The sequence below is a fragment of the Synechococcus sp. R6-10 genome, assembly GCF_047461815.1.
Classification (GTDB): Bacteria; Cyanobacteriota; Cyanobacteriia; order Thermostichales; family Thermostichaceae; genus Thermostichus.
In genome coordinates this window covers 1-704 of the sequence record NZ_JANSHW010000615.1, presented here as the reverse complement: position 1 = coordinate 704, position 704 = coordinate 1, and the positions used below count along the sequence as shown (strand labels likewise).

Annotated in this window: 2 protein-coding genes; both read right to left on the bottom strand. The window is 67.0% G+C overall.

From position 1 onward, the window contains the following. Nucleotides 1-39: 39 nt before the first annotated feature. Nucleotides 40-264, bottom strand: coding sequence for a hypothetical protein (locus tag NW837_RS14575; RefSeq protein WP_414332293.1), 225 nt, complete (start codon nt 262-264; stop codon nt 40-42). Beyond that, nucleotides 236-704, bottom strand: a 469-nt coding sequence (locus tag NW837_RS14570) for a phage virion morphogenesis protein (RefSeq protein WP_414332292.1), incomplete at its 5' end; no start/stop codon positions are given. The genes NW837_RS14575 and NW837_RS14570, both read right to left, overlap by 29 nt.

Genomic DNA, 704 nt, shown 5'->3' with positions numbered 1-704 from the left:
ATCGGCGCGTTGCGCTCTCATTTGATGAGGGCGAAACTTTCACCACGATTCTGAGCTGAGCAGCCGTTCGATCTTCTCCAGCGCGGCGCGCACGGGTTCGGGCGGCGGCGCTCGCGTTGGATCGCCCACGCTGCTCAGCCACTCTTCCAGCGCGGCGCGTTCCGCTTCGTCCAACTGCTCCAGCAGCTCCCACGCGCCGCGCGGGAGCAGCGCGAACCACAGATCCCAGATGCACTCATGCTCCGCCGCTGGCATACCGAGCAATTATACGCTGCAGCTCGGCTTGCAGTCGCTGCTCAGCTTGCTTGGAGACGCCCAGAAACGGGCGTGCGGGCAAATTGCGGCTGGGATCGCCCTGCTGGTGCGCCCGCGCATACGGCACGCGCGTACCCCAAATGAGTGTGAGCTGATCGTGCGTGCGCACAGCGTCCGCGCTGGCAGCCAGCACGACCACGCTCTGCTTGAGACGCCCCGTATCCACGAGGATCTTACTCGCTCGCGTGCGCCGAACACGCGCAGTGCGCTGGAACCCCGCTTGGGGGTTGCGCGCCCGCACAGTGAGTCCACCTCTTGCGGTTGTGCGCACAACGGGACGCGCCGCGCGACCGCCGACCTTGCGGATGGCTTGCTGCACGCTCTTGCGCAGCGTGCGCGGCGAGAGCGGCTGCCACGGGCTGCCGTCAGGCGCGACGCTCCGTTCAAAT